The sequence below is a fragment of the Variovorax sp. MPBD4-3 genome (assembly GCF_058809745.1).
The window spans coordinates 111,001-136,524 of the sequence record NZ_JBXASW010000010.1 but is presented as its reverse complement, the minus strand read 5'-3'; the positions used below and the strand labels follow the sequence as shown (position 1 = coordinate 136,524).

Below are 25,524 nucleotides of genomic sequence, written 5' to 3'. Positions count from 1 at the left end.
GGTGGGGAGCCGCGATTATGCGAGCGCGCGCCCCTTCATGCGCCCCTCCATGCGCCCCTTCACGCGCCCCCTTCAGGCGCCGCTGAACAGCTGGGCCAGCGTGCGCCGCAGCCACGCGTTGCCCGGGTCGGCGTGGAAGCGCTCGTGCCAGTGCTGCTTCACCGCGTAGTCGGGCAGCGAGAAGGGCGGCTCCAGCAGCTTCACCGGCTCCTGAGTGGCCAGCACCTTGCCCAGGATGCGCGGCACCACCACCAGCAGCTCGGTATGCGCCACGATGCGCGCCACGCTCAGGAAGCTCGACAGCCGCACCACCACGTTGCGCCTGAGCCCCAGCCGAGCGAGCGTGGTGTCGACGATGGCGTGCCCCGTGCCCGACGTCGACACCACCGCATGCGCCTCCGCCTCGAAGCGCCTGCGCGTGAGCCGCGCGCCGATGCGCGGATGGTTCTGCGCGGCCAGGCACACGAAGTTCTGCATGAACAGCGTCTGCTGGTAGAAGCCCGCGTCCAGCTGGGGCATGAAGCCCACGGCCAGGTCGACCTCGCCGTCCTGCAGGCGGCGCCCGCTGATGGTGGAGATGATCTCGGTCTCGATGTGCACCCCCGGCGCCGCATGCCGCAGATGGTCGAGCAGGCCTGGCAGCAGCACCACCTCGCTGATGTCCGTCATGCAGATGCGAAAGCGCCGCTGCGCCTGCGCGGGGTCGAAGCTGCTGCGGTTGCCCTGGGCCTGCGCCAGCTGGCCCAGCGCCTCGCGCAGGTTCGGGTAGATGCGCTCCGCATGCGGCGTGGGCTGCATGCCCTGCGCGGTGCGGGTGAAGAGGCGGTCGTCGAAGTGCGCGCGCAGCTTGTTCAGCGCGGTGCTGGCCGCCGACTGCGCCATGCCCAGCCGCTCGGCCGCCTTGGAGACGTTGCCGGTCTTGTAGACCTCGTCGAACACGGCGAGCCATTCGAGATCGAGCCTGGACATGGGTGTTTCCCTGGAGCGAAAGGCACCATTATCGAAATTCCCGATTCCGTGTATTGGCTGCCGGGCTTGAGGAAATAGTGGTGCGGCTCAACAATGCCCGGCCACGGAGACAACCACGCCCATGAAACCCGTTCCCTCCAATGCGGCAGAGCGCCGCGACTACTACGCCCGCATCGGCCCGCTGCATCTCACGCCGCTGTGGGAATCGCTGCACGCGCTCGTGCCGCGCGAACCGCAGACCCCCTGCGTGCCCGCGCTGTGGCGCTACGACGAGATCCGCCCGCTGCTGATGGAGTCGGCCGACCTCATCACCGCCGAAGAGGCCGTGCGCCGCGTGCTGGTGCTCGAGAACCCGGCGCTGCCCGGCAATTCGTCGATCACGCAGTCGCTGTATGCCGGCCTGCAGCTCATCATGCCGGGCGAGGTGGCGCCTTCGCACCGCCATGTGCAGTCGGCGCTGCGCTTCATCGTCGACGGCAAGGGCGCCTACACCACGGTGGGCGGCGAGCGCACCACGATGTACCCCGGCGACTTCATCATCACGCCGTCGTGGGCCTGGCACGACCACGGCAACGAGGGCATCGGCGGCAGCGTGGAGCCGGTGGTGTGGCTCGACGGGCTCGACATTCCGATGCTGCGCTTCTTCGACGCGGGCTTCGCCGAGAACGACGATTCCAAGGTGCAGCACGTGTCGCGCGCGGAAGGCAACAGCCTCGCGCGCTTCGGCCACAACATGGTGCCGGTGCGCCACGACCATGTGTCGGCCACCTCGCCGATCTTCAACTACCCCTATGCGCGCAGCCGCGAGGCACTGGCCCTGTTGCAGAAGCAGGAAGCGCCCGACGCGTGGCTGGGCCACAAGCTGCGCTACGTCAACCCGCTGACGGGCGGCTCGCCGATGCCGACCATCTCGACCAACCTGCAGCTTTGCCCCAAGGGCTTCGCGGGCAAGACCCACCGCGCGACCGACGGCGCCGTCTACAGCGTGGTCGAAGGCCACGGCACGGCCGAGATCGCCGGCCAGCGCTTCGACTTCGGTCCGCGCGACACTTTCGTGGTGCCTTCGTGGGCGCCGCTGAAGCTGTCGTCGCCGAACGAAGACGCCGTGCTCTTCAGCTTCTCGGACCGCCCCGTGCAGCAGGCCATGGGCATCCTGCGCGAAGCCTTCCTCGAAGGATGTTGACCCCCCGGCTTTTCGCTGCGCTTCGCTTCGTGTAATTCGCCACCCCCCGAGGGGGAGGCTCGGCCGCCTTGGGGCGGCCCGGCGCCGGCCGAATTTCTTCTTTTGTTTTGTTGACCGTGTGCCGCTCTGCGCGGCAGGAACCCCCCATGTCCTTCGTTTTCACGCCTCCTTCCGTCGTCGGCCTGCCCATCGTGGATTCCGACAAGCTGTTCCCCGTGCGCCGCGTGTACTGCGTCGGCCGCAACTACGCGGCCCATGCGCGCGAGATGGGCTTCGACCCCGACCGCGAACCGCCGTTCTTCTTCTGCAAGCCGAACGATGACGCTTCCGTGGTGCCCGTGGCCGCGGGCGCGACCGGCAGCATTCCGTACCCGCCGCTCACCAGCAACTACCACTACGAAGCCGAACTGGTCGTGGCCATCGGCAAGGGCGGCAAGGACATCAAGGTCGAAGACGCCGCCAGCCACATCCACAGCTATGCCGTGGGCCTGGACATGACCCGCCGCGACCTGCAGATGAAGATGCGCGAGCAGGGCCGCCCCTGGGAAATCGGCAAGGCGTTCGACTTCTCCGCGCCCATCGCGCCGCTGCGCACGCTGGCCGACGTGGGCGAGATCAACGCCGGCGCCATCACCCTCGAAGTCGACGGCCAGGTGCGCCAGAACAGCGACATCACGCACCTGATCTGGTCGGTCAACGAGGTCATCGCCAACCTGTCGACGCTCTTCACGCTGCAGCCCGGCGACCTGATCTTCACCGGCACGCCCGAAGGCGTGGGCGCGGTGAAGGCCGGGCAGACCATCAAGGTGAGCATCGAGCGCCTGCCGTCTCTCACGGTCCGTATCGACTGAGTCTTTCTCCCGATCGCACAGGCACGCGCCATGACCCTTTCGAAGAATCCCCCCTCCGTGCTGCTGGTCGGCGGCGGCATCGGCGGCATGGCCGCGGCGCTGGCGCTGGCGCGCCTTGGCGTGTCCATCGACCTGCTGGAACAGAGCGCCGCCATCGGCGAGATCGGCGCCGGCCTGCAGCTCGGCCCCAACGCCTTCGCCGCGCTCGACGCGCTGGGCGTGGGCGAGGCGGTGCGCCGGGGCTCGGTGTTCACCGACCGGCTGGTGATGATGGACGCCGTCGATTGCGGCGAAGTGGCCTCGGTGCCGGTGGGCGAAGCCTTCCGCGCGCGCTTCCGGAACCCGTATGCGGTGAGCCACCGCGCCGACCTGCACGGCGCCATCCACGAGGCGGTGAAGCAGCATCCGCTGATCCGCTTCCACACCTCGGCGCAGGTCGAGGCGCTCGACATCGGCGCCCAGGGCGTGGCCGCCGTCACCACCGACGGCCGCCGCTTCAAGGCCGACGCCATCGTCGGCTGCGACGGCGTGAAGTCGGTGGTGCGCGCCAGGCTCATCGGCGACGCGCCGCGCGTGTCGGGCCACGTGGTCTACCGCGCGGTGGTGCCCGCCGCCGACATGCCGGCCGACCTGTGCTGGAACGCGCCGGTGGTGTGGGCCGGCCCCGACTGCCACCTGGTGCACTACCCGCTGCGCCACGGCGAGCAATACAACCTGGTCGTCACCTTCCACAGCCGCGAGCAGGAACAGTGGGGCGTGACCGACGGCAGCAAGGAGGAAGTGCTGTCGTACTTCGAGGGCGTGCACGCGCGCCCGCGCCAGCTGCTCGACCGCCCGACCTCGTGGCGCCGCTGGAGCACCGCCGACCGCGACCCGGTCGAGCGCTGGAGCGACGGCCCGGCCACGCTGCTGGGCGACGCGGCGCACCCCATGATGCAGTACCTCGCGCAGGGCGCCTGCATGGCGCTCGAAGACGCGGTGACGCTGGGCGAGGCCGTGAAAGCCTGCGATTTCGACATGGCCGCCGCGTTCAAGCTGTACGAGGCCGCGCGCGTCGCCCGCACCGCGCGCGTGGTGCTGTCGGTGCGCGAGATGGGCCGCATCTATCACGCCAAGGGCGTGGAGCGGCTGGTGCGCAACAGCCTCTGGACCGGCCGCACGCCCGAACGCTTCTACGATGCGGTCGAGTGGCTCTATGCATGGCGGCCCGAGCACTGCCTGGACGACGCGCCCCGGGCGCTTTCGCCGCGCTGAAACCTGTTCCCTTCATCATCACTATTCGAGGCCAGAGGCCCAGGAGACAAAGCATGAACTTCCCACGCGCACTGCTGACCGGCATCCTTGCCGTGACCGGCGCCACCGCCACCACCGCCGCGCTGGCGCAGGCCGGCGATTTTCCGAACAAACCCGTGACGCTGGTCACGCCCTTCGCGGCCGGCAGCGGCCCCGACGCGGTGCTGCGCCTGGTGTCCGACAAGCTCTCGCGCCTGTGGAACCAGCGCGTGCTGATCGACAACAAGCCCGGCGGCGGCGGCTTCATCGCCATCGACCAGGCCCGCCGCGCCGCGCCCGACGGCTACACGCTGCTGCAGCTCGACAGCGAGCACATCGCCGCGCTGCCGCACCTGTACAAGTCGAAGAACTTCGTGACGCTGCAGCACTTCGACCCGGTGGCCTCGCTGTTTCGCACGCCTTTCTTCGTGGCGGTGGGCACCGACTCGAAGTGGAAGAACATGGGCGATCTGATCGCGGCCGCCAAGGCCGAGCCGGACGCCATCGTCTATGGCTCGTGGGGCGTCGGCAGCCCGGGCCACCTGGGCGCGCAGCAGCTCGAGGCGCTCACCGGCATCCGCATGCGCCACGCGCCGTACCGCGAGGTGTCGCAGCTGTATTCCAACGTGGGCACCGGCGAAGTGCCGTGGGCCTTCGCGAGCATTCCGTCGAGCCAGGGCATCTACAAGGCCGGCAAGCTGCGCTACCTGGCCGTCGCGGCGCCACGGCGCATTCCGCAGATGCCCGACGTGCCGACCATGGCCGAGGCCGGCGGCCCGGCCTCGCTGGAGGTCAATTCCTTCGTGTCGCTGCTCACGCCCAAGGGCGTGCCGGCGGCCGTGAAGGCGAAGATCAACGCCGACGTGGCCAAGGTCATCGCCGATCCCGAGATCCGTGCCCGCTTCGACACCTTCGCCTTCGAGCCGCTGGCCTGGTCGCCCGAGGAAATCGAGCGCAACGCCGAGGCGAAGTCGAAGGTGTATGGCGAGCTGGTGCGCAGGGGCAACATCAGCCTCGATTAGCGCGGCCCGCGCCTTGCCCAGCGCTTCGCTCGGCAGTTAAGCTGGCCCTCTTTGCTTTTTGCTAACTTTTTCACACTTTTCTCCATGTCCGTCACCAAGAGAGCCCTCCTGATTGCCTGCGGCCTGGCCGCCGCCGCCGCGCTGCCGATGACCGCCGGCGCGCAGAACGCCGCCTGGCCGAACAAGCCGATCCGCCTGCTCGTGGGCTTCCCCGGCGGCTCCACGCCCGACATCGCCGCGCGCACCATCGCCGAGCCGCTGTCCAAGGCGCTGGGCCAGCCGATCGTGGTGGACAACAAGGCGGGCGCATCGGGCAACATCGCGGCCGACCAGGTGGCCAAGGCCACCGACGACCACACGCTGGGCATCGTCATCAACGGCAACCTCACGTCGTCGAAGATGCTGTACGCCAAGCTGCCGTACGACCCGGTCAAGGACTTCACCTACCTGTCGCTGATCGCGACCGCGCCGCTGGTGCTGGTGGCTCAGAACAACCTGCCCTCGGGCGCCGCCTTCTTCGACGCGGGCCGCAAGGCCGGCGACAAGTGGAACTACGGCTCCGTGGGCATCGGCTCGGTCGGCCACCTGGGCATGGAACTGCTCAAGACCCGCGTGCCCGGCTTCAAGCCCGAGCACGTGCCCTACCAGGGCAACCCGCAGGTCATCACCGCCATGCTGGGCGACCAGGTGCAGATGGGCCTGATCCCGCCGGGCGTGGCCATGCCGCAGATCAAGGCCGGCAAGCTCAAGGCCATCGGCCTCACGGGCGGACGCAGCGCGCTGGTGCCCGAGATCCCGCCGCTGTCGGAGGCCGGCGTGAAGGACTTCAACCTCGAGGTGTGGGTGGCGCTGCTGGGCCCGGCCAACCTCTCGAAGGCGGCGCAGGCGCGCATCAGCCGCGAACTCGAAGTGGTCATGAAGGACCCGGACGTGCGCCGCAAGCTCTTCGAGCAAGGCTGGCAGGCCGTGGGCACCTCGCCGGACGGCATGCGCACGCGGGTGAACGAAGAGGCGGCCATCATGACGAAGATCATTTCCGCACGCGGCATCAAGCTCCAGTGATGACGACAGTCCAGACCTTGCACGAACCGGCGCGCGAGCTGCCGGTCTTCGGCGAATACGACGTGGTGGTGGTCGGCGGCGGCCCCGCCGGCATCGCCGCCGCCGTGAGCGCTGCGCGCCACGGCGCCAACACGCTGCTGGTGGAGCGATACGGCTTCCTCGGCGGCATGGGCACGGCCGGCGGCGTCACCAACTTCGCGGGCCTGTATGGCAAGCGCAAGGGCGAGATGACCCAGCTGGTGCGCGGCGTGGTCGACGAGCTGATCGAGCGCATCGCCGGGCTCAACGGCATGAACCAGCCGCAGAACGGCATGGGCGGGCGCATCTGCGTGCGCTCTTACGACACCTCGGCCTACAAGCTGGCCGCCGACCAACTGCTCGATGCGGCCGGCGTGAAGCTGCTGTTCCATGCGTATGCGGCCGCGGCGATCCGCGACGGCAGCCGCATCGCGGCGCTGGTGGTCGAGACCAAGTCGGGCCGCCAGGCCATCCGCGCCAACGCCTTCATCGACGCCAGCGGGGACGCCGACGTGGCCGCCTTTGCGGGCGTGCCCTTCGAGGTGGGCGACGGCCACGGCAGCGGGCTGTTCCCGACCACCATGTTCCGCATCGGCCAGGTCGACGCGCCGGCCGCGCTGGAGGCGGTGGGCGAGTTCAAGGCCATCAACGATTTCATGGCGCGCGCCGAGCAGCAGAAGCCGGGCGTCTACAAGTTCCCGCGCGAAGGCGCCATCCTGCGGCCCAACAAGGACCCGCGCGAATGGCGCGCCAACGTCACGCAGATCCGCAACGCCCAGGGCCGCGCGATGAACGGCGTGGACGCGCGCGAGCTGACCGAAGGCGAACTTGAAGGCCGCCGCCAGATCAGCGAGTACTTCAGGTTCCTGAAGGCCGAGGTGCCGGGCTTCGCGCAGTCGGCCATCGTGGAGATCGCGCCGCAGGTCGGCATCCGCGAGACGCGGCGCATCCAGGGCCTGTACGCGCTCGGGCGCGAGGACATCCTTTCTTCGGCCAGGTTCGACGACAACATCGGCCTGAATGCCTGGCCGATGGAAATGCACGCCGACGGCCGCATCGAGTGGGCCTTCCCGCGCGACGAAGACAACGCCTACAACCACCTGCCGTGGCGCATGCTGGTGCCGCAGGCGGTCGACAACCTGCTGGTGGCCGGCCGCTGCGCATCGATGACGCACGAAGGCCAGTCGGCCGCGCGCGCGAGCGGGGGCTGCTTCGTCATGGGGCAGGCGGCGGGCACCGCTGCGGCCTCGCTGGGCGGCGGCAGCTTCGCGAAGGTGGACGTTCCCGCGCTGCAGCAAAAGCTGCTCGCCGACGGCGTCGACCTCGACCGCTGATCGCGGCGGCGCGCTAGAGTCCGGGGCTTGATGAACTCGAACCCCGGACGAACCGTGCACTTTCCTTCGTTGTCGACACCCGCGCGTCGCACCCTCCTGACGCTGTCCTGCGCCGCCATCGGCCTCATGCTGGCCGGCTGCGCCAGTACCCCCGAAGGCGAGCCCGTGCACGGCAAGGACCGGCTGCTGAGCTTCTTCGCCGCCAAGGACGGCCGCAAGGTCGCCATTGCCGGCGAGAACTACCACTACGTGTTCGACGGCGATCCGTCGGTGGCGGCGCTGCTGCGCTGGGAAGGGCGCGCCAAGGTCACGCCCGCGCTGCTCGGCGAGCTGAAGGTGGCGCGCAACCAGAGCTTCGAGGGCCAGTACGTGCTGATGGCTTTCGACGCCGACCTGACGCCCGAGGACCGCGCCTTCCTGATCCAGACCGGCTTCGCCAGGACCGACGCGAAATACGGCGACCGCCCCGGCCCCACGCTGCGCTACTTCGGCACCGTCTACGGCAAGCGTTACGCGGCGGTGCCGATCAAGTCGGCCGACACGGTCGACTTCTCGCGGCGCCAGTACCTGGGCTACGTCGAGCAGGAAACGCTCAGCGCCCCCTTCAGCAAGGCCGCGCCTTCGCCGCTGGTGTATGCCGACGACGGCTCGCTGCTGCTGGCCGGCGTGCCGGTGCGCGTGGTGCAGGGCGGCACGGACTACGGCTGCCGCGCCCGCCTCATGGGCATGTGCTTCTACAAGTAGCGGCAGCTGACGGTGGGGCTGCTGACCGGCCCGCGACAGCTGGCCGGCCCGGGCTTTGCTATGGTGGAGGGTTGCTTCCAGCCCGCTTCGACAGCCTCGACCCGCTTTCTCCCTCCCGATGACCACCGACTCCGCCACCGCCTCCCGCCTCGTCGACGAACTCGTCGCGCTCATGCAGCTCGAACCCCTGGGCGGCGACCGCTTCCGGGCCCGGAGCGAGGACATCGGCACCCCCGCCGTCTTCGGCGGCCAGGTGCTCGGCCAGTCGCTCATGGCCGCCAGCCTCACGGTCGGCGCCGAGCGCCCGGTGCATTCCATGCACGCCTACTTCCTGCTGCCGGGCGAGCATGCGCCCATCGAATACAGCGTGGACCGCGTGCGCGACGGCCGCAGCTTCACCACCCGCCACGTGGTGGCGCGCCAGCAGGAGCGCATCATTTTCGAGATGTCGGCCTCGTTCCAGACCGTGGACGAGGGCGTCGAGCACCAGTTCGACATGCCCGCCGTGGCCGGCCCCGAAGGCCTCGCCAGCGAGCTCGACCAGCGCATCGCCCTCGGCGACCGCCTGCCGGAGCCATGGCGCAGCAAGGCGATCCAGCCGCACGGCATCGAGTACCGCCGCGTCGACCCCGAGGACCTGATGGCGCCGCTGCCGCGCCCGGCCTCGGCGCAAAGCGCGATCTGGATGCGCGCCATCGCGCCGCTGCCCGACGACCCGATGGTGCACCGCGCACTGCTGGCCTACGCCTCCGACCACGGCCTGCTGCGCGCCGCGATGCTGCCGCACGGCCTGAGCTTCATGAGCGGCCAGGTGCGCCCCGCCAGCCTGGACCACGCGATGTGGTTCCACCGCGATTTCCGCATGGACGACTGGCTGCTGTACGTGCTCGACTCGCCCAGCGCCGGCGGCGCGCGCGGCCTGTGCCGCGGCAGCCTCTATGCGCGCGACGGCCGCCTTGTGGCCTCGGCCGCGCAGGAAGGCATGCTGCGCATCAGGAAGCCGTGGACGGCGACGACTCGCCCGTGAGCGCGGCCTGCTGCAGCCCGTCGCGGCTGCGCTCGCCCAGCAGCCGCTGGTAGTTGTCGCGCAGCAGGATGCCGGCGTAGTACACATGCTCGCGCATCAGCTGCTCCGCGCGAGCGGCGTCGCCTGAAATCACGGCCTGCACGATGCGGTGGTGGTCGTCGTGCGAGCGCAGGATCACGCCGTGGTCGTGCCACAGCATGATGCGGTCCGACGCGAACGGCACCGCCTGCGCCTGCGCGCCGAAGCGCACGATCCACTGGTTGCCCGCACCTTGCATCAGCGCGTTGTGCAGCCGCACATTCATCTGCTGGTAGGGCGCGAGGTCTTCGGCCAGCAGCTTTCCCTTCGCAAGTATTTCGTCGCCTTCGCGCAGGCACTCCTGCAACAGCGCGGCGGTCGGCTCGTCCACGCCCAGCGCGGCGAAGCGCCTGCAGGCCAGCCCCTCCAGCACCGAGCGCACCTCGTAGGCCGCGAGGATGTCCTCGAGCGCGAACGAGCGCACCAGGTAGCCCTTCTTCGGCTGGTGGTCGATCAGCCCTTCCATCGCCAGCGCAGCCAGCGCGGCGCGCACCGGCGTGCGCGACACCTTGAGGGTTTCGGCGATCGGCACTTCTTCCACGCGCATGCCCGGCTGCAGCCTGCCGTGAAGGATCCAGGTGCGCAGCGTCTCGGTGACTTGTTGGGAGAGTGTGTCCATGTCAGGTATACATGATGCCAGTGAAAGTCGGAAATAAGGCGTGATATCAGGGAAAACGAGGGCTTCGAAAAGTGTTCATGTATACACAATGCGGCCCTCGATCAACTTTCATGCCGCCTCGAAGCGGCCCGGAGACCTTGCAGCCCATGTCGGAACATCATGCACAACCTCACGGCCGGCTGGCCCTCGTGACCGGCGGCGGCCGCGGCATCGGCGAGGCCGTGTGCCGCCGCCTCGCGGCCAGCGGCTTTCGCGTCGTGGTGGCCGACATCGACGGCGACAACGCCCGCGCCGTGGCCGGGTCGCTCGGCGAGGGCCACCACTTCCGCGAGTTCGACGTGAGCCAGGAAGCCGCCGTCGAAGCCGCGTTCGACGACATCGAGAGCACGCTCGGCCCGGTGGCCGCAATGGTCTGCGTGGCCGGCATCCTGCTGATGCCCGGCGGCGAGCGTTCGCCCATCAAGGACACCACGCTCGAAGACTGGGAGCGCACCTTCGCCGTCAACGCGCGCAGCGTGTTCCTGTGCGGGCGCGCCTACCTGCGCCGGCGCGAAGCGGCGCCCGTGGCGCACGGCCGCATCGTCACCTTCGGCTCGGTGGCGGCGCAGCTGGGCGGCTACCGCTCCAGCGCCACCTACATCGGCGCCAAGTCGGCGGTGCTCGGCCTCACGAAGGCGATGGCGCGCGAATCGGCGCACCTGGGCGTCACGGTCAATTCGGTGGCCCCCGGGCTGATCGACACCGACATGCTGCGCGGCACCGTGCGCAGCAGCGGCGCGCTCGACGCGGCCGCCGCCAGCATCCCGCTCGGGCGCATCGGCACGGTGGACGACGTGGCCGGCGCGGTCGACTACCTGGTGTCGGAGCAGGCGGCGTACATCACCGGCAACGTGATCGACGTCAACGGCGGCTACCGCATGCAGTGACGGCCGCGCAGGTCTTTCACCCTTTCATTCCAACGGAGACAGCTCATGAAAAAGAACTTCCTGATTTCGGCACTGGCCCTGGGCGTGGCGCTCTGCGCGACGGCGCCCGCCGCGCTCGCGCAGGCCGAGCCCGGCCTGACCGACAAGACCATCAAGATCGGCATGTTCTCGCCGATGTCGGGCCCGTCGATGAACTACGGCTTCGACGTCATCAACGCCGCGAAGATGTACTACGACAAGATCAACAAGGAAGGCGGCGTGAACGGCCGCAAGATCGAGCTCGTGGTGGAAGACGACCGCTGCAACGCCAACGACCTGCTGGCCGCGGTGAAGAAGCTCACCGAGCAGGACCAGGTGTTCCTGCTCAACGGCGGCTCCTGCTCGGCCGCCGTGGTGGGCGCGCGCGAATACGTCGAGCGCGCGAAGATCCCGCTGGTCATGCTCAACGCCTCGGGCGACGGAGCGCTGTATCCGCCGTCGAAGTACATCTACGGCGCGTTCTCCATCTCGCAGCATGCGGTGGGCGGCTCGATGGTGCAGTTCGCGAGCGAGCAGCTCAAGGCGAAGAAGATCGGCTACATCAACCACGACGACGCCTACGGCGGCTGGAACCTCGAGTCGGCCCAGGCGCAGGCCAAGGCCCTGGGCGGCGTCGACCTGCAGGTGCAGTCGGTCAACCCGAACATCACCGACGTGACCGCGCCCATGCTGAAGATCAAGGCCGCCAACCCCGACGTGCTGCTGCTCACCACCTACGCACGGCCGGTGAGCCTGATCGTCAAGCGCGCCTTCGAGCTGGGCTTCAACAAGCCCATCGTGCTGGCCGTCAACTCCACCGCCGACCTCAAGCAGCTGGTGGAGAACGTGGGCAACAAGGATGCCTTCAAGAACGTCTACATCCAGGAAGTGCTGGCCGACGTGCCCGGCGGCCCCAAGCTCAAGTGGGTGTACGACATGTACAAGGCCTCCTACCCCGACCTGGCCTCCAAGCCGGGCTATCCGCAGGCCTACATGCCCTACGGCATTCCGCCCGCGATGGCCGTGGTCAACGCACTGAAGGCGGCCGGCCCCAACCCGACGCGCGAGAAGGTGCTCGCGGCGCTGTCGACGATGAAGTTCGACTCCGGCGTGATGGCCGGCCCGATCGAGTTCGGCCCGCAGGACCACGCGGCGCAGGAAGCGGCCATCTACATCAAGTTCGACGGCAGCAACATGGCGCTGGTGCCGGGCAGCTACAAGAGCGTGTGGCAGTACAAGCCCTGACGGCCGGCGCGACATGAGTCTTTCCGACATCTGGCTGTTCGTCCAGCAGGGCGTGCTGTCCGGCATCGTCACCGGCAGCGTCTACGCGCTGCTCGCGGTGGCGATCGTCATGGTCTTCAAGACCACCGACGTGCCGAACTTCTCGCAAGGCGAAATCTTCATGGCCGGCGGCTACGCCGCGCTCTTTCCGCTGGTGGTGTGGGGCTGGCCCTACTGGGCCGCGGTGCTCGCGAGCATCGTGGTCACCGCCTTGCTCGCCGCGGCCTTCCAGCGCGTGGTGATGCAGCGCGTGACCGCCTCGCGCGGCGTGGGCGTGCAGCTCGTCATTGCCACGCTCGGCTTCGCGTATTTGCTCAAAGGGCTGGTGCGCAAGACCGGCCTGGGCGACACGCCGCGCTCGCTGCCCTCGCTGGTGCCGCAGGACCCCATCATGATCGGGCAGGCCTCGCTCACGCTGCTCGACCTGGCCATCTTCGGCTCGGCCGTGGTGGTGATGGTGCTGCTGTACCTGATGTTCACGCGCACCCGCACCGGCCAGGCCATGCGCGCGGTGGGCATGAACCCGCGCGGCGCGCAGATCGTGGGCGTGAAGCTCGGCACCATCCGCATGAAGATCTGGGCGCTCACGGGTGTCATCTCGGCCATCTCGGCGCTGCTGATCACGCCCAAGATCCTCATCACGCCCGACATCGGCCACATCGCCATCCTGGCCTACGCGGCGGCCATCGTCGGCGGCTTCACCAGCCTGCCGGGCGCGGTGGTCGGCGGCTTCATCATCGGCATCGTCGAGAACCTGGTGGGGCTTTTCATTTCGTCCAACGCCATCGTGGTCGCGCCTTTCGTGGCGATCATGGTGGTGCTGCTGGTGCGTCCGCAAGGGCTGCTCGGCGGCAAGCCTCAGGTGAAGAAGGTATGAGCGCTTCGACAGTTTCGTCCCCTTGGTGGGACCGCGGGGTGCTGCTCGGCATGGCCGTGGTGCTCGCGGTGCTGCCCTTCACCACCAGCGGCTATGTGCTGTACGTGGTCAACCTGCTGATGGTGTTCTCGGTGCTGGCGCTGGGCATGCACCTGGTCATCGGCGAGACGGGCCAGTTCGCGCTGTCGCACGCGGCCTTCTTCGGCATCGGCATCTACACGGCCGGGCTCATCAACAACCAGTGGCAGCCGCCGTTCTTCGTGTCGATCCTCGCGGGCGCCGTGCTGTCGGCCGCGCTGGGCTGGGTGATCGGACTGCTGGCGCTGCGCATGCGCGACATCTACCTGGCGCTGGCCACCTTCGCCTTCGGCGAGGCGATGCAGTGGGTGTTCCTGAACTGGGAATCGGTGACCAACGGCTCCAACGGCCTGCAGATGAAGCCGGCCTCGCTCGGCGGCCACCAGCTGCTCAACGACCTGCAGGCATACCCCTTCGTGGTGGCCATCGCGGCGCTGATGCTGTGGCTCACGGTGGCGCTGTCGCGCTCGCGGCTGGGGTCGTCGTTCCGCGCAGTGCGCGAGAGCGACGTGGCGGCCATCGCCATGGGTGTGAACACACGCGCGGTGAAGGTCGCGGCCTTCGTGCTGTCGGCCGCCTTCGCGGGCGTGGCGGGCGGCATGTACACGCTGTTCACCTCCTTCATCCATCCCGAGAGCCTGGGCTTCCAGACCACCATCCTGATCCTCACGATGGTGGTGGTGGGCGGCTTGGGTTCGGTGCGCGGCGCGGTGGCCGGCGCCATCGTGTTCGGCCTGGCGTCGGAGCTGCTGCGGCAGGCGCCGTCGTACCAGGAAATCATCTACGGCGGCATCCTCATGCTCTTCATGATGTTCCTGCCCAAGGGCATGGCGTCGCTCTTCGCGGCGCGGCGCAAGCCGCAGCGCGCGGCTTCCGTGAACGCAACGGAGAAGCACGCATGAGCGCCGCGCTGGGCCGCCCCGAGCAAGCTCGCACCGTAGCGCGCAGCGCGGAGGTTATTCAATGAACACGACCGCATTCCTCGACGTGCGCGACATCAGCGTGGTGTTCGGCGGCCTGAAGGCGGTGAACGGTCTCTCGTTCCAGGTGGAGCAGGGCCGCATCCATGCGCTCATCGGGCCGAACGGCGCGGGCAAGTCGACCACCTTCAACTGCATCTCGCGTTTCTACACGCCCAGCAGCGGCAGCGTGACCTTCGAAGGGCGCGAGCTCACCAGCGTGTCGCCGCACCGCATGGCCTCGCTGGGCATCGCGCGCACCTTCCAGAACCTGGAGCTGTTCGCCGAACTGTCGGTGCTCGAGAACGTGCTGCTCGGCACGCACTCGCGCGGCGCCGCCACGCTGGGCAGGCTGCTGCGCCGTCCCGACCGCGAGACCGAAGACTTTGCGATGCACCTGCTGGAGCGCGTCGGCCTGGCCGACGAGCGCCACCAGCCGGCGCGCGACCTCGACTTCGGCCGCCAGAAGCTGCTGGAGCTGGCGCGCGCGCTCGCCATCAAGCCCAAGCTGCTGCTGCTCGACGAGCCCGCGGCCGGCCTGCGCAACCGCGAGATCGAAAGCCTCGACCGGCTGCTCAAGGAGCTTGTGGCGCGCGACGGCATCACCGTGCTGCTGGTCGAGCATGTGATGCAGCTGGTGATGTCGATCTCTGACCGCATCACCGTCATGGCCTTCGGCGAGAAGATCGCGGAAGGCACGCCCGCGGAAATCGGCAGCAATGCGCGCGTGATCGAGGCCTATCTTGGCAAAGGAAGTGGAAAAGGAGCCGCGCATGGCTGAAGCACTGTTGTCCCTGCGCGCCATCTCGGCCGCCTACGGCCGCATCCAGGCGCTGTGCGACGTGTCGGTCGACGTGCCGGAGGGCGAGATCGTCGCGCTGCTCGGAAGCAACGGCGCAGGCAAGACCACCACGCTGAACTGCATCTCGAACCTGGTCGACTGCACCGAGGGCGAGGTGCGGCTCGACGGCGAACGCATCGACCGGCTGGGCTCCGACGCGCTGGTCAGGCGCGGCATCGTGCAGGTGCCCGAAGGCCGCCAGGTGTTCCGCGACATGAGCGTGCGCGAGAACCTCGACCTCGGTGCCTACCTGCGGCGCGACCGCGCGGGCATCCGCAACGACCTGGAGTCGGTCTACACGATGTTCCCGCGCCTGAAGGAGCGCCAGCACCAGATGGCCGCCACCTTGTCGGGCGGCGAGCAGCAGATGCTGGCCATCGGCCGCGCGGTGATGGCGCGCCCGCGCGTGATGCTGTTCGACGAACCGTCGATGGGCCTGTCGCCGCTGCTGGTGGAGCAGATGTTCGGGATCATCGAGCGCCTGCACCGCGAACAGAAGATCACGATCCTGCTGGTCGAGCAGAACGTGCAGCTCGCGCTGGCGGTGTCGAGCTACGGCTACATCCTGGAGAACGGCGAGATCTCCTTGCACGGCCCTGCCGCACAACTGGCGAACGACGAGGCCGTGCGCCGCGCCTACCTCGGCGTCTGACGCCGCTTCCCAGAAAGAAAGTTCATGCTCCTCAAAGACAAACTCTCGCTGGTCACCGGCGCCGCGCGCGGCCTGGGCGAAGCCATCGCGCGCCGCATGGCGGCCGAAGGCGCGCATGTGCTGGTGGTGGACCGCGACCTCGAAGTCGCGCAAAAGGTGGCCGCATCGATCCGCGAAGCCGGCGGCCGCGCCGATGCCGAGAGCGTCGACGTGAGCGATTCGGCGGCGGTCGATGCGCTCGCGGTGCGCGTCGCGGCGTCGCACGGCGACATCGACGTGCTGGTCAACAACGCTGGCATCTCCGCGCGCTCGAAGTTCGACGAGCCCGGTGCGCGCGAAGCCTGGGACCGCGTCATGTCGGTCAACCTGCAGGGCGTGTTCAACGTCACGCAGGCCTTCGTCCCGGCGCTCAAGCGCACGCAGGGCAACATCGTGAACCTGTCGTCCATCGTGGCCTTCGGTGCGGGCATCTCGTCGGCCGGCTATGTGGTGGCCAAGGGCGGCGTGCGCTCCCTCACGCAGGTGCTGGCGCGTGACCTGGCGCCTTACGGCGTGCGCGTGAACGCCGTGGCGCCGGGCCTCATGGTCACGGACATGACGGCCGGCCAGCGCGAGACCGAACACGGCACCGACTGGTACATGAGCCGCGTGCCCATCAAGCGCCACGGCGAAGCCGACGAGATCGCCGGGCCGGTCGTCTTTCTCGCTTCCTCGATGGCCAGCTACGTCAATGGCGTGGTGCTGCCGGTCGATGGCGGCTACCTGGCGGTCTGAGCACCGCCGCACATCGGAACAATCATGAACAACAGCAGTACAGAGAAGCCGCTCGTCCTCGTGACGGGCGGCGCCAGCGGCATGGGCCGCGCCATCGTCGAGCGCATGGCGCAGGGCGGCTGGCGCGTGGTCATGGCCGACTACAACGGCGAGCTTGCCGAGCGCGAAACGCAGGTGCTGCGCAGCGCGGGCCTCGACGTGGAATGCCGCGCCATCGACCTGACCGACGAGGCCGCCGTGCGCGCGATGGTGCAGCAGCTGCCGCCGCTCACCGCGCTGGTCAACAACGCAGGCATCTTCGACGAGCGAGCCTTCTTCGACGTGACCTCGGCGGACTTCCGCCGCATGTACGAAGTGAACCTGCTGGCCGTGGCCACGCTCACGCAGGAGGCCGCGCGCAAGATGGCGGACGGCGCGCGCATCGTCAACATCGCATCGCGTGCCTACCTGGGCGCGAAGAACCACGCGCACTACGTGGCCTCCAAGGCTGCACTGGTCGGCTACACGCGCGCCAGCGCGATGGAGCTTGCGCCGCGCGGCATCATGGTCAACGCCATCGCGCCGGGGCTGATCGACACGCCGCTGCTGCGCGCGCTCTCGCCCGAACGCCTGGCCGCGCAGCTTGCGCTGCAGCCCACCGGCGCGGCGGGACGGCCCGAGGACATCGCGCACGCGGTGACCTTCTTCGCGTCGCCGGCGACCTGCTTCGTCACCGGGCAGGTGCTGTTCGTAGACGGCGGCAAGTCGCTCGGCGGGTCGGGGTCCTGATGGCACGGCAGCAACAACAGGAAAAGACCGCGTACGACGTGGTCGTCGTCGGCAGTGGCGCGGGCGGCCTTTCCGCCGCGCTCACCGCCAGCCTCGAAGGCCTCGACGTGCTGGTCGTCGAGAAGACCGACCGCATCGGCGGATCGACGGCCATCTCGGGCGGCGCCGTGTGGGTGCCGCTGAACGACCAGGCCGAGGCGGCCGGCCATCCCGACACGCGCGGCAAGGCCTGGACCTACCTGCAGAACACCGTGGGCGCGGCCGGCGACGAAGATCTGCGCCACGCATTCCTCGACGCCGGCCCGCTCGCGCTGCGCTACCTGCGCGAGCGCACCGACGTGCAGCTCGCCGCGCGCACCTACTCGCCCGACTACTACCCAGACCGCGAAGGCGCCGCGATGGGCGGCCGCTCGCTCGATCCCATCGAGTTCGACGGCCGGCTGCTCGGTCCGCACTTCAAGACGCTGCGCGACCCGCTGCCCGAGTTCTGCGTGCTCGGCGGCATGATGGTCAACATGACCGACGTGAAGCACCTGCTTGCGGTCTGGCGTTCGTTCGCATCTTGGAAGCATGGCGTGAAGATGGTGCTGCGCTACTTCGGCGACCGCCTGAGCGGCCACCACCGCGGCACGCGGCTGCTGCTGGGCAATGCGCTGGCTGCCCGGCTTTTTCACAGCGTGCTGAAGAAGGGCATTCCGTTCTGGCTGAACACGCCGGCGCTGGGGCTGGAGAAAGACGCGACAGGCGCCGTCACCGGCGTGCACCTGCGCCGCGACGGCAAGGAACTGACGGTGCACGCGCGGCGCGGCGTGGTCATCGCCACCGGTGGCTTTCCGTGGAACGCCGCCATGCGCGGCCAGCACTATCCGGCACCCACCGGGCCGTACTCGATGTCGCCGCAAGACAATGCGGGCGAAGGCATTGCGATGGCGCAGCAGGCCGGCGGCGTGCTCGGCACGGGCCACGCGGGGCCGGCGCTGTGGGCGCCCGTCTCGTTGCTCACGCGCCCCGACGGCAGCGTGCTGCGGTACCCGCACCTGGTGTGGGACCGCGCCAAGCCGGGGCTGATCGCGGTCGATGCGCGCGGCGAGCGCTTCGTCAATGAATCGACCTCGTACCACGAGTTCGTGCGCGGCATGTACCGTGCGAACGCCAAGGCCGCTAGCATTCCGGCGCTGCTGGTGTGCGACAGCGCGTTCATGGAGAAGTGGGGCCTGGGCCTTGCGTTGCCCGGCGGCCGTCCGCGCGAGCATCTGGTGCGCGCCGGCTATCTCCATCGCGCAGACACGCTCGAAGCGCTCGCGCAGCAGGCGGGCGTGGACCCGGCCGGGCTGGCGCGAACCGTCGCCAGGTTCAACCCGCTTGCCGCGCAGGGCCAGGACCCGGTGTTCGGCAAGGGCAGCGATGCCTACAACCGCTACCTCGGCGATCCGGAGCATCAACCCAATGCCTGTCTTGCGCCGGTGAATCAGGCGCCGTTCTATGCCGTGAAGGTGTACCCCGGCGACATCGGCACCGCGCTGGGCATCCGCGCCGACGGCAACGCGCGTGCGCTCGATGCGCAAGGCGAGCCCATCGCTGGCCTGTACGTGGCCGGGAACGACATGCACTCCGTGATGGGTGGCGAGTACCCCGCGCCGGGCATCACGCTCGGACCCGCGCTAACCTTCGGCTGGGTGGCGGGCATGCACCTGGCACACGGCGCCGCCGCCGAACACCATTGAAAGACAACAGCACCTCGTCATGAAAATCTTCTTCTCTCCCGCATCCCCCTTCGTCCGCAAGTGCATGGTCGTGGCGCACGAGCTCGGCATTGCCGATCGCATCGAGAAGCTGCCGAGCGCGGCCGGCCCCGTGAAGCGCGACGCCACCATCATCCCGAAGAACCCGCTCGGCCAGGTGCCGACGTTCCTCACCGATGACGGCCAGGTGCTGTTCGACAGCCGCGTGATCTGCGAGTACCTCAACGCCACGCAGTCGGGCAAGCTGTTCCCGGCCGAAGGTGCGGGCCGCTGGGCGCGCCTGACCGAGCTGTCGCTGGCCGACGGCATGACGGGTGCCGCATTGCTCGCACGCTATGAGAACGTGTTGCGTCCCGAGGCCTTGCGCTGGTCTGAGTGGACCGATGGCCAGCTGTCGAAGGTGCGAACCGGCCTCGAATGGCTCGAGACTGCGGCGCCTTCCTTCGGCGACCGAGTGGACATCGGCACCATCGCATTCGGTTGCGCGCTGGGGTACATGGACTTCCGCTTTCCCGATGTGGATTGGCGTGCTGAAGCGCCTCGCAGCGCCAAGTGGTTCGAGGTGTTCAACCAGCGTGCTTCGATGCAGGCTACTTTGCCTGTTGCCTGAGCTGTTGTTTGAGGCGCTGCTGTTCGGGGGCTCGCTCACGCCGACGGGGTACCTTGCTCCGCGAATGTCCCCCGGCCTGCGGCCTCCTCCTTTATTTCGCTGCGCAAGGCACCCCGCCAGCGTGATCGATGGACGCAGCGGTTGATCCGACGGCATGAGCAGAGCGCCCGATGTGCACAGGGCGCCGGGTGCTCCCCGCAGCGAAATAAAGGAGGAGGCGAAGCCGGGGGACATTCGCGGAGGGGAGTACCCGGTGGCCTGTGCACCCACCCCGAAAGAGCAGCGTGACCACCCCGGCTTTCACCAGAAACGACAAAGAAGCGGTCTACCGCGCCATCCACGAACGCCGCGACATGCGCCACTTCGCCGGCGGCCAGGTGGAGCCCGATGTACTGCGACGGCTGCTCGACGCGGCACACCACGCGCCCAGCGTCGGTTTCATGCAGCCCTGGCGCTTCGTCAGGATTCGCGGCGAAGCCTTGCGGCGGCGGCTGCACCGCGTCGTCGAACACGAACGCGTGATCACGGCCCGCGCGCTCGGCGAGCGTGAAGACGAGTTCATGCGGCTCAAGGTGCAGGGCCTGCTCGACGCCGCGGAACTGCTCGTTGTGACCCTGGCGGACGGACGCGAGAAGCATGTGTTCGGCCGTCGCACGCTGCCGCAGATGGACCTGGCCTCGGCCTCTTGCGCCATCCAGAACCTCTGGCTCGCGGCGCGCGCCGAAGGGCTGGGCATGGGCTGGGTGTCGCTGTTCGATCCGGCCGAGGTGTCGGTGCTGCTCGGCCTGCCCGAAGGTGCCGAGCCCATCGCCTTGCTGTGCCTGGGGCCCGTGCACCAGTTCTACGAAGAGCCGATGCTGCAGCGCGAGCGCTGGGCGAAGCGCGAACCGCTCGCGTCGCTGGTGTTCGATGAAAGCTGGGGCCGTGCTTCGGACCTGTTCGACAAACCTTCTTCTCCCACGGACCCGACCTGATGCTGGCCTTCGACACCGTTCTCTTCGAGCTTGCGCGCCTGTTCCTCTGGCCGGTGACGCTGGGCGTGCTGCTGTCCTTCGTCTATGCGGTGTATTGCCTCGGCGCCTTCGGCATCGAGTATGTGCAGCGCCGCCGCGATCCTTCGCGAGCGCTGGTGCTGCAACGCCATGCCGCCGCGAGCCAGGAGCAGATGGAGCTGGTCGTGCTCAAGCAACTCGAAGGCGTGCGGCTGTGCAGCCGCGTGGCGCCGATGCTGGGGCTGATCGCCACCATGATCCCGATGGGCCCGGCGCTGGTGGCCGTGGCTTCCGGTGAATCGCAGGGCGTGGCGCAGAGCCTGGCGCCGGCGTTCGCCAGCGTGATCGTGGCGCTGGCTTCGGCCTCCATTACTTTCGTGGTCTACACCGTGCGCCGCCGCTGGCTCATGCGCGAACTGGTGACGATGCTGGACGCGCGGGACCGTCTCTCATGAGCCGGCGGCAGTTCTCCATCCTGAGCAGCCTGGACAGCGACGACGACGATCCGGTGCTCTCGACCATCAACCTGATCGACGTGTTCATGGTGGTGATCGGCATGCTGATGATCGCGGTCATCAACAACCCGATGAACCCGTTCGCGCAGGACAAGGTGACGATCATCCGCAACGAAGGCAAGCCCGACATGGAGATCATCACGCGCGAGGGCCAGAAGCTCACGCGCTTCAAGGCCAGCGGCGCGACGGGGCAGGGCGACGGCGAGAAGGCCGGCACGGCCTGGCGGCTGAAGGACGGCACCATGGTCTACGTGCCGGCGGACGCGGTGCCTGCACAAGGCGGGAAGTGACGCGGGTTCTCTTCTGGCTGTTCGGGGCCCTGGCGACGCTGGGCCTTCTGGCGTCGGCCCATGCACAGCCGGCGGGCGGGCGCGTGGTGGTGCTGGGCACCTCGCTGGTGTCGCCGGCGCGGGTGGTCCGGCTGGAGGCGGTGGCGCGCGAGGCGGGGCTGCCGCTGCAGGTGATGTCGGCTTCGAAGGATTCGCCCGAGACGCTGGCGGCCGCGCTCGAAGGTGCGCGGCTGCTCGTCATCGATGCGCCGCACATCAGCGTGGCGCAGGCTGCCGCCGCCCGCTTCGGTGACGTGATTTCGCGCGGCGCCGTGCCCTATGTGCTGGTCGGCGAGTTCGCGCTCGTCGCCAAGGGGCAGGCCTCCGCCCCCGCGCCGCTGTCGGCGGAACGCGGCGTCGATGCCGCCTGGGCGCAGCGGCTGCGCGAGTACTGGCGTTTTTCCGGAACGGCCAACCTTGCCGCCTCGATGCAGGCGCTGGCCATGCCCGGCGACTCGGCGGGGCTTCCGGCGCCGGTCCCGCTGCCGCTCGCCGGCCTCTATCACCCCGGCTGGCCGCGCATCGAAACCGACATTGCCGCGCTCGACCGTCTGCCCGGCGATCCCGCAAGCGGCACCGTCGCCGTGGCCATCAACAGCGCCACCGTCACCGGCGACGACACCGGCTGGCTCGACGCGCTCATCGCCGCGCTGGAGCAGCGCGGCCTGCGCGCCTATGCGTTCTACGGCCCGCGCCAGCAGAAGGACCTGTTCTTCGGCATGACGCATGCCGGCGACCGGCGCGTGGCCGACCTGATCGTCAATGCCTCGCTGGTCTTCAACCCCAACGAGCGCAAGGCCGAGCTCGAACGCATCGGCGTGCCCGTGCTGCAGACGCTGCCCTCGCTGGCGATGGACGCAACGCAATGGGCACGCAGCAAGGACGGTCTCGCGCAGGCCGACATTGCCTCGTACTACAGCCCGAGCGAGCTGGCCGGCATGACCGACCCGATGCTGGTGAGCGCGCGCGACGCCGCATCGGGCACGCTGCAGCCGCTGCCCGCGCAGATCGACGCCGTGGCCGCCAAGGCCGCCGCGCTGCTGCGGCTGCAGCGCACGCCCGCGTCGCAGCGGCGCGTGGCGATGCTGGTCTACAACTACCCGCCGGGCGAGGCCAATTTCGGCGCGTCCTTCCTCAACGTGCCGCGCAGCGTGAACAACATGCTCGCGGCGATGAAGTCCGCCGGCTACAGCACCGAGCTGCCGGGCGCCGACGCGCTGATCGCGCAGGTGCAGGCGACGATGAAGGCCTACTACCCCACAGGGCAGGACGACGCCCTGCAGCCGCTGCTGGAGCGGGGACTGGCCGACGCGATGCCGCTGTCGCGCTACCTCGCGTGGTTCCGCACGTTGCCCGCCGAGACGCAGCGGCGCATCGAGGCCTACTGGGGGCCGCCGGAAAAATCGACCATGCTGCGCCCCGTTGCGGGCGAGCCGGCCTTCGTGATTCCACGGGTGCGCTTCGGCAATGTCGTGGTGCTGCGCCAGCCGCCGCGCTTCGAGCCCGGCACGCAGGTCGTCGACAAGGCCCGGCAGGTCTATCACCGCTCGGCCGTGCCGCTGAGCCACGGCTACCTGGCCACCTACCTGTGGCTGCGCACGCAGTTCGGCGCGAGCGCGGTGGTGCATGTGGGCACGCACGGCACGCTCGAATGGTCGGCAGGCAAGGAGCGCGGGCTGTCGGTGCAGGACGATCCGCTGCTCGCGCTGGGCGACCTGCCGAACGTGTACCCGTACATCATGGACAACCTCGGCGAGGCCACCACCGCCAAGCGGCGCGGCCGCGCGACGATGGTGAGCCATTCGACGCCGATGTTCGCGCCCGCCGGTTTCCGCCCCGGCGTGCAGGCGATGCACGAGCGCATGCACGACTGGGAAACCCTGTCGCCCGGGCCGGTGAAGACGGCCATGGAAAGGCAGCTGACGGCCGAGTTCGTAGAGCAGCACTACGACCGCGACCTGCAGTGGACGCCCGCGCGCATCCGCGCCGACTTCGCGGGCTTCATCGCGGTGCTGCACCCGTACCTCGACGAACTCGCGCAGACCGCGCAGCCGCTGGGCCTGGCCACCTTCGGCCAGGCGCCCGATGCCGAACGCCGCCGCATGACGATCCTGCAGATCCTCGGCAAGCCGCTGGTGGAAGCGCTGGGCGAGGACATCGACGAGGCCTTTCTCATCGATGCGAAGAACCTGGCCGGCTCGCGGCCCGCGCGCTGGGTCGAGCTTGCGCTGAGCGACGCCGCAGCCGCGAGCGCCATGGGCAAGTCGCCGGCCGACGTGCAGAAGCTGGGCGAACTGGCCGAGCGCGCCCGCAAGCTCGACGCAGTGCTCGCGCACAACGAGGAAATCGACGGCCTGCTGACCGCACTGGACGGCCGCTACCTCAAGTCCAGCTACGGCGGCGACCCGGTGCGCAACCCCGACAGCCTGCCGACCGGCCGCAACCTCTACGGCTTCGACCCGAGCCGCGTGCCGACGCGCGCGGCATGGGAGGCGGGCGTGGCCGCCATGGACGCCTGGATCGCCGAGCATGCGAAGAGCCACGGCGGCAATACGCCCGGCAAGATCGCGTTCACGCTGTGGGCCGGCGAGGCTTCGCGCCATCAGGGCGTGCTCGAAAGCCAGGCCTTCTATGCGATGGGCGCGAAGCCGCGCTGGGACGACGCGGGCCGCATGAGCGGCATCGAAGTGATTCCGGCGCAGGTGCTGGGGCGTGCGCGCATGGACGTGCTGGTCAGCGTCACCGGCTCCTACCGCGACCAGTTCCCGAACGTGATGCGCTGGCTCGACGAAGCGGTGCAGCAGGTGGCCGCCTTGCACGAGCCCGGCAACGCGGTGGCGCAGCACAGCGAGGCGCTGGCCGCCAGGCTGCGCGCGCAGGGCGCGACGCCGGATGAGGCGAAGCGCTGGGCCACCGCGCGCGTGTTCTCGAACGAGCAGGGCAGCTACGGCGCCGGGCTCGAAGAGGCCGCGCTCGCGAGCGATGCGTGGAAGCGCCAGCAGCGCGGCGGCGGCGACGCGCAGATGGCGCAGCTCTACATGGACCGCATGGGCCACGCCTATGGTAAGGGCCTCGACGGTGCGGCGCGGCCCGGCGCCTATGCGGGCAACCTGGCGCAAGTGGACGCGGCGCTGATGGCGCGCAGCTCCAATCTCTATGGCGTGCTCACCAACGACGATCCCTTCCAGTACCTCGGCGGCGTCGCGCAGGCGGTGCGGCAGCTCACCGGCAAGGACCCGGCGCTGTACGTGCAGAACCTGCGCGACGGCACGGCGGTGCGCACCGACACCGCCGCCGGCGCCATCGCCCGCGAGATGCAGACGCGCTACCTGCATCCGCAGTGGATCGCCGCGCAGAAGGCCGAGGGCTACAGCGGCACGGTGCAGGTGCTGAAGACGGCGCAGTTCCTCTGGGGCTGGCAGGTCACCGCGCCCGACGCCGTGCGGCAGGACCAGTGGCAGTCGCTGCACGACGTGTACGTGCGCGACAGATACAGGCTGGGCACACGCGAATGGCTGGAAGGCGACAACCGCGCGGCGTTCGCGCAGACGCTGGAGCGCATGCTCGATGCGGTGCGGCTGAACTACTGGAAGCCGGACGCAGCCACGCGCCGGGAACTTGTGCGTGCGTATGCCGAGGCGGCGCGGGCCACCGGCCTGCGCGAGCGGAACGATGGCGTGCAGCGGTTCGTGCGGCAGCAGCTTGCCGCGCCGGCAGCGCCCGTCGTGCGGGCCGTGCCGGTCGTGCCGGTGGTCGCGGCCTCGCCGGCGCCTGCACCCGCCAAGGCCCCGGCGGCCGAGCCCGTGGCCGACGGCGCGCAACCCGTGAGCGGCCTCAGGCTCGAACCCACGCCCGATATGCCCCCGGCGCCCAAGGCCGAATCCGTCGTCCTGCGCCTGTGGGTCGTGTTCGGCGCCGCATTGCTGGTCGCGCTCGGCGCGTTGGCGCAGTGGCGGCGCGGCAGGGCGGCCGCCTGATTC

The 25,524-nt window shown here is 69.2% G+C and carries 24 protein-coding genes; 22 read left to right on the top strand and 2 right to left on the bottom strand.

Going from position 1 to position 25,524, the window contains the following annotated elements:
• Positions 1-72 precede the first annotated feature (72 nt).
• A complete protein-coding gene (locus AC1RVW_RS08905; protein ID WP_081270699.1) occupies positions 73-969 on the bottom strand; it encodes a LysR family transcriptional regulator in 897 nt (298 codons plus the stop codon).
• Positions 970-1,090: 121 nt separating this feature from the next.
• Between AC1RVW_RS08905 and gtdA the strand changes: the two genes are divergently transcribed.
• The 8 genes from gtdA (at position 1,091) to AC1RVW_RS08865 (ending at position 9,482) form a co-directional block, all read left to right on the top strand.
• Positions 1,091-2,152, top strand: a complete 1,062-nt coding sequence (gene gtdA, locus AC1RVW_RS08900) for a gentisate 1,2-dioxygenase (RefSeq protein ID WP_493199359.1) — start codon at positions 1,091-1,093, stop codon at positions 2,150-2,152.
• Positions 2,153-2,298: 146 nt separating this feature from the next.
• Entirely contained in the window at positions 2,299-3,003 is a 705-nt protein-coding gene (locus tag AC1RVW_RS08895) for a fumarylacetoacetate hydrolase family protein (RefSeq protein ID WP_081270701.1), read from the top strand.
• Between the two features lie 30 nt (positions 3,004-3,033).
• Positions 3,034-4,257 (top strand): 3-hydroxybenzoate 6-monooxygenase, encoded by a 1,224-nt coding sequence (locus AC1RVW_RS08890; RefSeq protein ID WP_106936025.1) that lies wholly within the window; start codon positions 3,034-3,036, stop codon positions 4,255-4,257.
• Positions 4,258-4,310: 53 nt separating this feature from the next.
• Positions 4,311-5,297, top strand: a complete 987-nt coding sequence (locus AC1RVW_RS08885) for a Bug family tripartite tricarboxylate transporter substrate binding protein (RefSeq protein ID WP_493199356.1) — start codon at positions 4,311-4,313, stop codon at positions 5,295-5,297.
• Between the two features lie 84 nt (positions 5,298-5,381).
• Entirely contained in the window at positions 5,382-6,359 is a 978-nt protein-coding gene (locus AC1RVW_RS08880) for a Bug family tripartite tricarboxylate transporter substrate binding protein (RefSeq protein WP_081270704.1), read from the top strand.
• Positions 6,359-7,711 (top strand): FAD-dependent oxidoreductase, encoded by a 1,353-nt coding sequence (locus AC1RVW_RS08875; RefSeq protein ID WP_081270705.1) that lies wholly within the window; start codon positions 6,359-6,361, stop codon positions 7,709-7,711. The genes AC1RVW_RS08880 and AC1RVW_RS08875 overlap by 1 nt, the downstream gene beginning before the upstream one ends.
• Before the next feature lie 30 nt (positions 7,712-7,741).
• Positions 7,742-8,455 (top strand): hypothetical protein, encoded by a 714-nt coding sequence (locus AC1RVW_RS08870; protein ID WP_081270706.1) that lies wholly within the window; start codon positions 7,742-7,744, stop codon positions 8,453-8,455.
• Positions 8,456-8,573: 118 nt separating this feature from the next.
• On the top strand, positions 8,574-9,482 hold the full coding sequence (locus AC1RVW_RS08865; protein ID WP_081270707.1) for an acyl-CoA thioesterase: 909 nt from the start codon (positions 8,574-8,576) through the stop codon (positions 9,480-9,482).
• Here AC1RVW_RS08865 and AC1RVW_RS08860 read toward each other — a convergent pair.
• Positions 9,448-10,179, bottom strand: coding sequence for a GntR family transcriptional regulator (locus tag AC1RVW_RS08860; protein WP_081270708.1), 732 nt, complete (start codon positions 10,177-10,179; stop codon positions 9,448-9,450). The genes AC1RVW_RS08865 and AC1RVW_RS08860 overlap by 35 nt on opposite strands.
• A gap of 146 nt (positions 10,180-10,325) precedes the next feature.
• On the opposite strand from AC1RVW_RS08860, the gene AC1RVW_RS08855 reads away from it, so the two are divergent.
• The 14 genes from AC1RVW_RS08855 to cobN all read left to right on the top strand — a co-directional run bounded on the left by AC1RVW_RS08855 (position 10,326) and on the right by cobN (position 25,521).
• Entirely contained in the window at positions 10,326-11,105 is a 780-nt protein-coding gene (locus AC1RVW_RS08855) for an SDR family NAD(P)-dependent oxidoreductase (RefSeq protein WP_493199352.1), read from the top strand.
• A 45-nt stretch (positions 11,106-11,150) separates the two neighbouring features.
• Positions 11,151-12,368: an ABC transporter substrate-binding protein gene (locus AC1RVW_RS08850; protein ID WP_081270709.1), complete on the top strand. Its 1,218-nt coding sequence runs from the start codon at positions 11,151-11,153 to the stop codon at positions 12,366-12,368.
• A gap of 13 nt (positions 12,369-12,381) precedes the next feature.
• Positions 12,382-13,284, top strand: a complete 903-nt coding sequence (locus AC1RVW_RS08845) for a branched-chain amino acid ABC transporter permease (protein WP_081270710.1) — start codon at positions 12,382-12,384, stop codon at positions 13,282-13,284.
• Positions 13,281-14,264: a branched-chain amino acid ABC transporter permease gene (locus AC1RVW_RS08840; RefSeq protein WP_493199349.1), complete on the top strand. Its 984-nt coding sequence runs from the start codon at positions 13,281-13,283 to the stop codon at positions 14,262-14,264. The genes AC1RVW_RS08845 and AC1RVW_RS08840 overlap by 4 nt, the downstream gene beginning before the upstream one ends.
• 61 nt (positions 14,265-14,325) lie before the next feature.
• Positions 14,326-15,102 carry an ABC transporter ATP-binding protein gene (locus AC1RVW_RS08835; protein ID WP_106936020.1) on the top strand — a complete coding sequence of 259 codons (777 nt, stop codon included), beginning with the start codon at positions 14,326-14,328 and terminating at the stop codon, positions 15,100-15,102.
• Positions 15,095-15,814, top strand: a complete 720-nt coding sequence (locus tag AC1RVW_RS08830) for an ABC transporter ATP-binding protein (protein ID WP_285411559.1) — start codon at positions 15,095-15,097, stop codon at positions 15,812-15,814. Before AC1RVW_RS08835 ends, AC1RVW_RS08830 begins: the two co-directional genes overlap by 8 nt.
• A gap of 24 nt (positions 15,815-15,838) precedes the next feature.
• Positions 15,839-16,588: an SDR family NAD(P)-dependent oxidoreductase gene (locus tag AC1RVW_RS08825; RefSeq protein WP_493199346.1), complete on the top strand. Its 750-nt coding sequence runs from the start codon at positions 15,839-15,841 to the stop codon at positions 16,586-16,588.
• 24 nt (positions 16,589-16,612) lie between these two features.
• Positions 16,613-17,356 carry an SDR family NAD(P)-dependent oxidoreductase gene (locus tag AC1RVW_RS08820; RefSeq protein WP_493199344.1) on the top strand — a complete coding sequence of 248 codons (744 nt, stop codon included), beginning with the start codon at positions 16,613-16,615 and terminating at the stop codon, positions 17,354-17,356.
• Positions 17,356-19,080, top strand: coding sequence for an FAD-dependent oxidoreductase (locus AC1RVW_RS08815; protein WP_493199342.1), 1,725 nt, complete (start codon positions 17,356-17,358; stop codon positions 19,078-19,080). The genes AC1RVW_RS08820 and AC1RVW_RS08815 overlap by 1 nt, the downstream gene beginning before the upstream one ends.
• A 19-nt stretch (positions 19,081-19,099) precedes the next feature.
• Entirely contained in the window at positions 19,100-19,708 is a 609-nt protein-coding gene (locus AC1RVW_RS08810) for a glutathione S-transferase (RefSeq protein ID WP_081270716.1), read from the top strand.
• A 284-nt stretch (positions 19,709-19,992) separates the two neighbouring features.
• Complete coding sequence (bluB, locus tag AC1RVW_RS08805; RefSeq protein WP_493199339.1) at positions 19,993-20,682, top strand: 5,6-dimethylbenzimidazole synthase; 690 nt, start codon at positions 19,993-19,995, stop codon at positions 20,680-20,682.
• Complete coding sequence (locus tag AC1RVW_RS08800; protein ID WP_493199337.1) at positions 20,682-21,155, top strand: MotA/TolQ/ExbB proton channel family protein; 474 nt, start codon at positions 20,682-20,684, stop codon at positions 21,153-21,155. Before bluB ends, AC1RVW_RS08800 begins: the two co-directional genes overlap by 1 nt.
• Entirely contained in the window at positions 21,152-21,505 is a 354-nt protein-coding gene (locus AC1RVW_RS08795; RefSeq protein WP_081266948.1) for a DUF2149 domain-containing protein, read from the top strand. The genes AC1RVW_RS08800 and AC1RVW_RS08795 overlap by 4 nt, the downstream gene beginning before the upstream one ends.
• The gene (gene cobN, locus AC1RVW_RS08790; RefSeq protein WP_493199334.1) at positions 21,502-25,521 is read left to right on the top strand and encodes a cobaltochelatase subunit CobN; all 4,020 of its coding nucleotides are present in this window, start codon (positions 21,502-21,504) and stop codon (positions 25,519-25,521) included. Before AC1RVW_RS08795 ends, cobN begins: the two co-directional genes overlap by 4 nt.
• Positions 25,522-25,524 lie beyond the last annotated feature (3 nt).